The organism is Nonomuraea sp. MG754425 (assembly GCF_021699195.1).
Lineage (GTDB): Bacteria > Actinomycetota > Actinomycetes > Streptosporangiales > Streptosporangiaceae > Nonomuraea.
The window spans coordinates 1-10230 of the sequence record NZ_SSXE01000272.1 but is presented as its reverse complement, the minus strand read 5'-3'; the positions used below and the strand labels follow the sequence as shown (position 1 = coordinate 10230).

Below are 10230 nucleotides of genomic sequence, written 5' to 3'. Positions count from 1 at the left end.
CCCATGAACGGCATGAAGGGCGCGCCGCCGTGCATCGCGCCGGCCCCCCGGGCACCGGGCGGCACCATCCCCACCTGGCCGACGCCGACACCCGGCGAGCCGATCACCGAAGGCATGCCCGGCGAGCCGCCCGTGGGAGAGGGGACGAACCCGGACGTCGGGTTCATCGTCGTCGTGGGGGTCGTGAAGGTAGAACCGATCGTGGCGGTGGTGGTCGGCTGGAAGCTCGCCAGGTCCGCCCGGTTCGGGTCCAGGCTGTTCGGGCCGTCGGTGGTCGTCCGGTCCTCCGCGCCGATGACCGGCGGCACGGAGTCGTCGCCGGTGCCGCTGCCCGGTGTCTGCGCGGGATCCGGCGTCGTGGGCGTGTCAGGGGCCGGGTCGGCCGGGGTGTCGGAGCCGGGGGCGTTCGGGTCGGAGCCGTTCGGGTCGGTTCCTCCCGGGTTCGAGCCTCCCGGGTTCGAGCCGGTGGAGCCGGGGCCGTCCGAGCCGCCTGAGCCGGAGCCGGTCGAGGAGCTGCCGCCGGTGCTCGCATGGGCGGCCGAGCCCGAGCCGCCGCCGTAGCCGCCGGTCCCGCTCCCGGACGTGTCGTAGCCGGCGCCGTCCGCCCCGTAGTCGGTGGGGTAGCGCACCGGGTCGGTGTCCGACGGGGTGGTGGGCGGGGTGACCGTGGGCAGCTCGAAGGTGACGCTCTGGGGCAGCTCGACGTCGTAGATGTCGACGATCTTCTGGTTGAGCTCGTACAGGGCGCGCTGGGCGTGCGTGTTCTCCAGGGACTTCTTGACGAGGTCGCGCTCGGCCTCCGTGGTGTACGTGCCACCGGGGACCGTGACCGCTTCGTCGACCTTGCCCTCGGTGTCCGTGAGGTGCGAGGCGTACGTCTGCAGCGCCTGCCCCATCATCGACAGCTTGCCGGACAGCTCGGTGCCGGAGGCGTGCAGCAGTTCGAGGGCGGCGCGGGCCGCGGTGGCGTCCGGGCCCTTCCAGACGTCCGCGATCTTGGGTGCGTGCTCCTCCAGCGCGGCGATCGCCTGCTCGATCTTGCTCGCCGCGTTCTGGTAGGTCTGCCCGGTGCCGTCGACGATGAAGGCGTCGGTGTCCTGGAGCAGCGCCTTGATCTCGTCCTTGGTCTTGTCGAGCCACTCGCCCGTGGGCGAGCTGCCGGTCACGATGACGACGGTCTCCTGCTCGCCGCTCATCAGCCCTCACCCTCGTTGGCACCGCGCGCCCGGTCGTGACTGTCCGCGCTGAGCTCGACGGCCTCGACCACGCTCTGGTACGCCTCGATGAACTTCTGGTAGACCTCGGCGAACTTCGTGCCCGCGTTGCTCGACCCGACGGTCGTGGCGAGGGCCACGGCGTCCGGCCACTGGCCGATCTGGGCGGCCGAGAACGTGGAGTCCGTCGTGATCTGGTTGATGTTGCCGTTGGGCCGCTCGCCGCCGCCCAGCATGGCGTCGAGGCTGGACCGCAGTTCCTCGGCTATCGCCCGGATGCTGGACGGCGAGTTCTCGCGACCCTCGTCGTCGAACAGGCCGGGATCGACGGGCAGCTCCCCGTGGCCCCCGTCCGTCGCATCCCTGTGTGTCATGCCTCACCTCTAGCAGCACGACTCCCGGCCACCGCGATCACCGGTGACCGAGAGGATCAAAAGCCTGGGTCAGTCCGTCCACATGTTGATGTTCGCGCGCTCGGCGTTCTGGTAGTTGTCTCTGGCCGTTTCGACAGTGTTCGCAGCGCTGTAGAGCTGCCTGCCCATCGTCTTCTCGTGCTCGTTCCACTCGTTCTTCTTGCCTTCGAAGTACAGCTTGGCGTCACCCTCCCAGCTCGCCCCGAGCTCCCTCTGGATGTCCGCGTAGAGGTCGTCGGTGACCCGGTCGAGCTCGGTGACGATCTTCTGCAACTGCTCGTAGGCGTCAGCCATCGAACTGAAGCGGACGTAGGTGTAGTCATCAGGCATTCCCATGGTGCTGCTCTCCGTCCTGCTCAGCTTGGGTAGTTGGTGTTGATGAGGGAGTCGACTCGGCCGGCCTCTCCGGCCGAGACGAAGCCGCCGGCGATGTCCATGTTCTGGTCGGCGGCGTTTTTGTACACCCCTGCGCCCATGTTCAGCTTGTCGTAGATCTGCTCGAGGATGCGGATGACCCCCTTGAACTCGCCGTCCCACGCCGTGAGGGCGGTGGCGAACTTCTGCGACGCGCCGCCCTGCCAGCCCTGGGTGGTGAGGTCGGCCTTGATCTGCTCGACCCGCTGGCGCATGCCCTCGATGTACTGGGCGGTTTCCTGGCAGTAGCCGGCGGCGTTCGTCAGCTGGGTGACGCTGGCCCCGTACAGTGACACTTGGACCTCCAAGTCGGTATGGCGTTGCTGCCACGGCGGGCGGTCACCCTCGTGAATGGAACCGACTACCCCCGCGATCAACCTCAAATGGCATGTTAGCCACCATCTGCCCCGTAATTCCCAGAAACTACAGGTTACGGATCGGTCGCATACTGGTCGCATACCTGCGACATCCCGATGAACTCCCTGATGAGCGACCTGCCGGCCGCTGACAAGTGGCGAATCTCATCGGTGGACGAACCCGGTTAGAGCTCCAACCGGCGGCGGATCTTATCGAGCTGGCCCATCACATCCGAGAACGCCTGATCGTGCATCGCCTCCGCCCGATCCAGCCTGGCGCGCATGGCCTCGGGGTTGTTGGCGAGCTCCGCCAGATCGGAGTCGTCACCGAGCGTCTCCTTCATGCCCTCACCGAACTTCTGGTGGAAGTCCGCCGTGGCGTCCGCGATCGCCGCCTTGATCAGCTCGGCCAGTTCCCCCGAGGACATGCGCATCGCCTTGGGATGCAGCTCCAGCTCGCGCAGGCCCTGGTGGTCGTACTCCACGGTGACCATGCCGTTCTCGTCCTGGGCGCGGCCGACGAACGAGTCCACCTTCTTCTCGAACTCGCCCATCTGCTTGACCTGCTCGTCGGCCTGCTTCAGCAGTTTGTCGATGTCGATGTTGGCGAAGTCGCCGAACCCCTGCATGTTCCACCTTCCTGAAACAGGATCAGCCGGACAGCCCGCGCACCCAGGTGTAGACCTCGAGTACGCCCAGCGCGAGCGGGAAGAGCTGCACGATCAGCACGATGTCCAAGATGTCGGCCGCGCGTCCCCAGAACGGCGAGGGCTTCCCCGTCGCCAGCCAGAGCCCGATGCCGACGCTCGTCAGCGCCAGCCACAACACCCCGATGGCCACTGCCAGCGCCCCGACGATCCCGCCCGAGCCGGCCAGCGACAGCGCGATCATGGCGAAGCCGCCCAGGCCCGTGCCGATGAGCCAGACGCGCTGGCCGACACCGCGGAAGACCCTGGCCCGCATGATGAGCGTGAGCGAGAGCGAGACCATCATGACGGCCGGGACCCAGCCGTCGGCGAACACCAGCAGCACCTGCGTGACCAGCGCGCACATGCCCACGGCCGCGATCATGCCGGTGGCGTAGCGCTGCGCGCTCCTGGTGCGCTCCTGGATGGCCGTGGCATCCAGGAGCTGGTTGTCGTTGCGCAGTTCCTCCGCGGTCGTCGGCATGGCCGGCAGCGGCACCTTGGCCAGCTTGAACGACACCGTCGGCACCAGCGGGCTCAGGGCCAGCAGCAGCGCGATGGCCACCGCCGCCACCCCGGCCGGCGGGGCCGACCACACCATCACGATCGCGCAGCAGACACCCGCGACGGTGGCGGCGACGGCCGTGCCGAGGTAGCCGGCGACGCCGTCGGAGATCAGCGCCCCCGCGAGCGCGGCCACCAGCGCCGTGCAGGCCAGCGCCGCCAGCAGGTGCGGCACGCCGAACCCGAGCGGGGTCCCGCCCGGGGCGAACAGGCCCGCGACGAACCCGTACGGCAGCGCCGCGTACCCGATCAGGGAGCCGGCCATCGAGTCGCCGACCGCCCTGGACAGCAGCGTCGCGGTGACGACCAGCAGCAGCGCCAGCAGCGCCGCCACGATCGTGACGACCAGCCCCGACATGCCGGACGCGGCCAGGCCGAACCCGCCCAGGACGAGCAGGCTCATCGCCCCGGCGGCGCCCATGACCCTGGTGTGCCTGGCGGACCAGAGGCCGCGGCCGTCGCGCACGCCGCCGGCGACCACGTCCGCCACGTCGTCGTAGTGGGCGGGCGGCAGGATGGCCTCGCGGGGCCTCAGGTAGAGGATCTCGCCGTCCAGCACGCCCAGCGTGCCGAGGCTCTGCCCCAGGTCGAGCGGCGCTCCGCCAAGGCGTTGCAGGGTCCAGCCGGGTGCGGCGACCGCGTCGCCGCCGACCTCTCCGAGCGCGCGGAGCAGCGCGGGCAGCACGTTCGGCAGCGGGACGTCCGCGGGCAGCGCGAGGTCGGCCCTGCGCCGCGGTCCGACGATCGTCACATGGCACTGGGCCGGCAGCGGCACGGGCACCTGTGCCAGTGCGCCCTGCTGGAACGGCCCCTGCGGGGGCGGAGGCGGGCCGGGCGGCCCGGGATAGGGCCCGGGATACCCTAGGGGCGGTCCGGGTCGCATCGGCGGTCCCGGGGGCCCCAAGGGAGGGCCTTGAACAATTTGTCCCATCTCAACTCTCCGGTCCCACCAATGGTCGCGGACAACAGAGAACATATCTGGTCTTTTCTGGTAAGAACGTCTCGATGAGCATCGTCGTCGTGCGTCGCCCAGAACGCCGCCCCGGCCCGAAGCCACCGCGGGGCGAAGTTCTGATCGAGTCGCCTCCCGAAATCCCCGAAGTCCAGAGCCAGGGCTTCATGATGGTCCTGACCTACCTCCCCATGGTGGCGGGGGCGGCGGCGATGGCGCTGATGTTCACGTCGTACGGGAACGCCAACCCGATCATGTACGTGGCCAGCGGCCTGTTCGCGCTGTCCATGGTCGGCATGACACTGGGCCAGCTCGGCCGCCAGTCGGGCGAGCGCAAGTACCGGCTCAACGGCGCCCGCCGCGACTACTTCCGCTACCTGAGCCAGATCCGCAAGCGGACCAGGCGCGCGGCCCGTCAGCAGCGCGAGGCCCTGGAGTGGAGCGGCCCCGAGCCCGACTCCCTGTGGTGGATCGCCATGAGCCCCCGGTTGTGGGAGCGCCGCCCGCGCGACGAGGACTTCGCCACCGTCCGCCTGGGCACCGGCGTGCAGAAGCTGGCCGTCCAGCTCATCCCGCCGGACTCCAAGCCGGTCGAGGACCTCGACGCGCTGTCGGCCGGCGCGCTGCGCAGGTTCGTCAGGGCGCACTCGACCGTCGAGGAGCTGCCCGTCGCGGTGGCGCTCGGCTCGTTCGCCCGGATCAGGGTCACCGGCGACCCCGACGCCGTGCGCGACCTGCTGCGGGCGGTGATCGCCCAGCTCACCGTGTTCCACTCGCCCGACGACATGCGGATCATGGTGTGCGCCCGTGCGCAGTGGATGCCCCACTGGGAGTGGGTCAAGTGGCTGCCGCACGCGCTGCACCCCGAGGAGACGGACGCGGCCGGCCAGGTGCGGCTGATGGCCGAGAACCTGGGCGACCTCGACCGGCTGGTGGGTAACGAGCTCAGGGAACGCGCCCGGTTCCGGCCCGGGTCGGCGGCGGACATGCTGCCGTACCACGTGCTCGTCGTGGACGGCGGGCGGGTGCCGCAGGACTCCCAGCTCGGCAGCGACGCCATCCAGGGCGTGACGGTGATCGACCTGTCCGGCTCGACCGCCGACGTCGAGGAGCAGAACACGCTGCGCCTGGACGTCCGCGCGGACGGCTTCCACATGGTCAAGATCGACCACGCCGGCAAGGAGCACCGGACCCGCTTCGGCGACCCCGACCAGCTCGACTACATGCGCGCCGAGGGCCTGGCCAGGCAGCTCGCGCCGCTGCGGGCCTCGAACGCCGCCGGCGGCGAGGCCGAGGACGTGCTGACGCTCAACACCACGCTGACCGACCTGCTCGGCATCGGCGACCCGGCCCACCTGGACCCCGCGGTCTCCTGGCGGCCCCGGGCCGGCCGCAACCGGCTGCGGGTGCCCCTCGGCCTCGGTGCCGACGGCCGCGTGGTGGAGCTGGACATCAAGGAGTCGGCGCAGGGCGGCATGGGCCCGCACGGGCTGGTCATCGGCGCCACCGGCTCCGGCAAGAGCGAACTGCTGCGCACGCTGGTGCTGGGCCTGGCGGTCACGCACTCCCCGGAGATCCTCAACTTCGTCCTGGTCGACTTCAAGGGTGGCGCCACCTTCCTCGGCCTGGACTCGCTCGCGCACGTCTCGGCGGTCATCACCAACCTGGAGGACGAGCTCCCGCTGGTCGACCGCATGCACGACGCGCTGCACGGCGAGATGGTGCGCCGGCAGGAGCTGCTGCGGGCGGCGGGCAACTACGCCTCGCTGCGCGACTACGAGCGGGCCAGGGAGCAAGGGGCGGAACTGGCCCCCCTGCCGACCCTGTTCGTGGTGCTGGACGAGTTCAGCGAGCTGCTGTCGGCCAAGCCGGAGTTCATCGACCTGTTCGTGATGATCGGCCGCCTGGGCCGCTCGCTCGGCGTGCACCTGCTGCTGGCCTCGCAGCGCCTGGAGGAGGGCCGGCTGCGCGGCCTGGACACGCACCTGTCGTACCGGATCGGGCTGCGGACGTTCTCCGCCATGGAGAGCCGGGTCGTGCTGGGCGTGGCGGACGCGTACGAGCTGCCGTCGGCGCCCGGCAACGCCTACCTCAAGTTCGACACCACGGGCATGACGCGGTTCAAGGCCGCCTACGTCTCGGGCCCGTACCAGGGTGAGGGCCGCCGTACCGGCTCCGAGGACGGCCAGGCCGTCCAGCACCAGGTGGTGGAGTACGGCCCGGCGTACGTGGCGCCGCCCGCCGAGCCGGAGCCGCCGAAGACGGACGAGGCGGAGGAGACCCGGGCCGTCGAGATCGAGGAGCGCGGCCAGCAGCAGGACAGCCTGCTCGACGTCGTCGTGCAGCGGCTGGCCGGGCGCGGCCCGGCCGCCCACCGCATCTGGCTGCCCCCGCTCGACCAGTCGCCCACGCTCGCGCACCTGCTGCCGTCGCTGTCGGTCACGCCGGATCTCGGCCTGTCCACGCCCGGCTGGGACGGCAGGGGCAAGCTGCACGCCGTCGTCGGGATCATCGACCGGCCGTTCGAGCAGCGGCGGGATCCGTACTGGCTGGACCTGTCGGGGGCGGCCGGGCACATCGGCGTGGCCGGTGGCACGCAGAGCGGCAAGACCAACGTGCTGCGCAGCCTGATCGCCGGCATGGCGCTCACCCACACCCCGCGCGAGGTGCAGTTCTACTGCCTCGACTTCGGCGGCGGCGGCCTCGCCGCGCTGGAGGGGCTGCCGCACGTGGGCGGCGTGGCCAACCGGCTCAAGGCCGAGCGGGTGCGCCGGACGGTCGCCGAGGTCTCGGCGCTGCTGCGGCAGCGCGAGCAGAGCTTCGCCGAGGCCGGCATCGAGTCCATGGCCACCTACCGGCGCCGGGTCGCCGACGGCAGCCTGAAGCACGACGGCTGGGGCGACGTGTTCCTGGTCGTGGACGGCTGGCTGACGATCAGGCAGGAGTTCGAGAGCCTGGAGGCCGTGATCACCGACCTGGCGGCGCGCGGGCTCGGCTACGGCATCCACGTGGTGGTCGCGACGAACAAGTGGTCGGAGTTCCGGCCGTCGATCCGCGACCTGTTCGGCACCAGGATCGAGTTCAAGCTGGGCGACGCGTACGAGTCGGAGATCAGCAGGAAGGCCTCGCTCGCGGTGCCGGAGGGCACGCCGGGACGCGGCCTGACCAGGGACGGCATGCACTTCCTCGCGACGTTGCCGCGGATCGACGGCCGGCGCTCCGCGGAGGACGTGTCCGACGGGCTGCGCTCGCTGGTGGACAACGTGCGCAAGGCGTGGACGGGGCCCTCGGCGCCGCCGGTGCGCCTGCTGCCCGCGATGCTGCCCGCGGCCTCGCTGCCGGGCAAGGAGAAGACCGGCCCGCAGCGCATCGCGATCGGCATCGACGAGGAGTCGCTCTCGCCGATCATGCTCGACTTCGAGGCGGATCCGCACTTCATCGTGTTCGGCGACAACGAGTGCGGCAAGTCCAACGTGCTCAAGCTGATCATGGAGGGCATCGTGGAGCGGAAGACGCCGCGCGAGGCCATGATGATCGTGATCGACTACCGGCGCGCGCTGCTGGACACCGCGGTGACCGAGCACCGCATCGGCTACGCCGCCTCCAGCACCGCGGCCGTCGAGCTGGTCCAGGACGCCCGCTCGGCCCTGCTCAAGCGTCTGCCCCCGGCCGACCTGACCCCCGAGCAGTTGCGCAGCAGGAGCTGGTGGCAGGGCTCGGACCTGTACTTCATCGTGGACGACTACGACCTCGTGGCCACCGGGAACAACCCGCTCGCGCCGCTGGCCGACCTGCTGCCGCAGGCCCGCGACATCGGCCTGCACGTGGTGCTGGCCCGGCAGAGCGGCGGCGCGGGCCGCGCCATGTACGACCAGGCCGTGCAGCGGTTGAAGGAGATGGCCAGCCCGGCGCTGATCATGTCGGGCAACCGGGAGGAGGGCGCGCTCTTCGGCAACGTCCGCCCGCAGGCGCTCCCGGTGGGCCGCGGTTTCTACGTCGACAGGAAGTCCGGCTCGCGCCTGATCCAGACCGCGATCGTGGAGCAGCCGTGACCTCCTCGGCGACGTCGACTCAGGGAGAGCTTGATGGGGTTCGTGGACGTGCACATTCAGGCGCTGGAGGAGTGCGGGCGGCAGGCCAACCGGGTGAAGAACATGCTGGACCTCGATGACGCGTTCGTGAACACCGAGGTCACCCCGCCCCGCGGCGACACCGCGTCCAGCGTCTTCGGGACGGTCGAGGGGGCGGAGGGACTCGCCACCAAGATCGACTCGGTCTGGGCGTCGGTCAGAAGCGAACTGAGCGAGGGACGCAACCGCATGACCAACGTCGACCGGGCGCTCGGCCAGGTCGCCGACAACTTCCGCGACGCGGAGACGGGGTCCGGCGCATGAGCGTGGTCGAGAGCCTGGCCGGGCTGATGGCCAAGGTGGACGGCGACCCGGAGGCCATCAGGAACATCGCCTCCGGCCTGCGTACGGTCGGCGGGCACGTCTCCACCTCCGCCAGCCAGCTCGTCAGGAACGTCAGCGAGGTCGGCAAGGCGTGGAAGGGCGACTCGGCGAACGCCTTCGCCGACTACATGGCCGCCTACCCCACGGCCGGGGAGAACCTCAAGACCGCGCTGTCCACCTGCGCCACCGCGCTGGACACCGCCGCCACCAAGCTGGAGTCGGCCTACACGACGGTCAGCGGCCTGCACAGCTCCGCGGTCTCGGCGGAGAGCGAGTACAAGCAGGAGCACGCCGACGCCGCGCAGGGCGACATCGACGCGTACGTGAACGACAAGCTCGGCGACCCGGTCACCACCGCCGGCGAGTCGGTCACGGAGGCCACGACCGCCGTCGGCGACGCCACGACGGCGCTCAGCGGCCAGCTCGGCGAGGAGGGCTTCGGCTTCTTCGCGGGCATCCGTCAGCCCGGCGGGGCCGACTTCCAGCCCGGGGACCATCCGGTGGACTGGCAGCGGATCGCGGGGTACACGCCCAGCCTCTCGACCGGCTCCGAGGACGACCCGGGCGGCTCCGGGGCCACCTCCGGGGGCTCGGGCGGGGGCGCCGGCGCGCCGTCGTCGTACGGCAACGCCCCGGCGCCCAAGGAGCAGGTCGTCGACTGGATCAAGGAGGCCCTCACGATCATCAGGTCGCCCGAGATGGACGAGATCATGCGCGAGCGCGGCCTGGACGTGAGCGACCTGGACCCGAACGACCCGCAGGTCATCAACCGCATCTGGCAGGTCATCTGGCACGAGTCGGGCGGCAACCCGAACGCGATCAACACCTGGGACATCAACGCCCAGAACGGCGTGCCGTCGCAGGGGCTGATGCAGACCATCCCGCCCACCTTCGACGCGCACGCCCTGCCCGGTTACGGGAAGATCCGGGAGCCCGTGGACAACATCATCGCCGGTGTCCTGTACACCTACAGCCGCTACGGGGACCTCGCCCACCATCCGGGCATCGCGTCGATGGAGCGCGGGGGCGGTTACGAGCCGTACTGATCTCGGTAATCTGAGGTTACAGATATATGAATTCTCTCACATTTTATGATAAGGTAACCTTGCGGCCTTTGTGACGCTATTCCCGCGCTAGCGCGCGATGTTAGGAAGATCGGGTGTCAACCCCATCACCC

9 protein-coding genes are annotated in these 10230 nt (G+C 70.3%); 3 read left to right on the top strand and 6 right to left on the bottom strand.

The annotated features are described in order from the left end of the window. The 6 genes from FAF44_RS49195 to eccD form a co-directional block, all read right to left on the bottom strand. Nucleotides 1–1196, bottom strand: a 1196-nt coding sequence (locus FAF44_RS49195) for a WXG100 family type VII secretion target (RefSeq protein WP_237110377.1), incomplete at its 3' end; no start/stop codon positions are given. After that, on the bottom strand, nt 1196–1588 hold the full coding sequence (locus tag FAF44_RS49190; protein WP_237110376.1) for a hypothetical protein: 393 nt from the start codon (nt 1586–1588) through the stop codon (nt 1196–1198). The genes FAF44_RS49195 and FAF44_RS49190, both read right to left, overlap by 1 nt. A gap of 69 nt (nt 1589–1657) precedes the next feature. Further along, nucleotides 1658–1963, bottom strand: a complete 306-nt coding sequence (locus tag FAF44_RS49185; protein ID WP_237110375.1) for a WXG100 family type VII secretion target — start codon at nt 1961–1963, stop codon at nt 1658–1660. 20 nt (nt 1964–1983) lie between these two features. Continuing rightward, nucleotides 1984–2337 carry a WXG100 family type VII secretion target gene (locus FAF44_RS49180; RefSeq protein WP_237110374.1) on the bottom strand — a complete coding sequence of 118 codons (354 nt, stop codon included), beginning with the start codon at nt 2335–2337 and terminating at the stop codon, nt 1984–1986. A 245-nt stretch (nt 2338–2582) separates the two neighbouring features. Continuing rightward, nucleotides 2583–3026: a YbaB/EbfC family nucleoid-associated protein gene (locus FAF44_RS49175; RefSeq protein ID WP_237110373.1), complete on the bottom strand. Its 444-nt coding sequence runs from the start codon at nt 3024–3026 to the stop codon at nt 2583–2585. A gap of 22 nt (nt 3027–3048) precedes the next feature. Next, entirely contained in the window at nt 3049–4428 is a 1380-nt protein-coding gene (eccD, locus tag FAF44_RS49170; RefSeq protein ID WP_237110372.1) for a type VII secretion integral membrane protein EccD, read from the bottom strand. A gap of 224 nt (nt 4429–4652) precedes the next feature. Between eccD and eccCa the strand changes: the two genes are divergently transcribed. From eccCa to FAF44_RS49155, 3 genes are read left to right on the top strand one after another with little or no spacing between them, the layout of a single operon-like run. Next, entirely contained in the window at nt 4653–8651 is a 3999-nt protein-coding gene (eccCa, locus tag FAF44_RS49165; RefSeq protein ID WP_237110371.1) for a type VII secretion protein EccCa, read from the top strand. Nucleotides 8652–8684: 33 nt separating this feature from the next. Further along, entirely contained in the window at nt 8685–8993 is a 309-nt protein-coding gene (locus FAF44_RS49160; RefSeq protein ID WP_237110370.1) for a hypothetical protein, read from the top strand. Next, nucleotides 8990–10099 carry a WXG100 family type VII secretion target gene (locus FAF44_RS49155; RefSeq protein WP_237110369.1) on the top strand — a complete coding sequence of 370 codons (1110 nt, stop codon included), beginning with the start codon at nt 8990–8992 and terminating at the stop codon, nt 10097–10099. The genes FAF44_RS49160 and FAF44_RS49155 overlap by 4 nt, the downstream gene beginning before the upstream one ends. Nucleotides 10100–10230 lie beyond the last annotated feature (131 nt).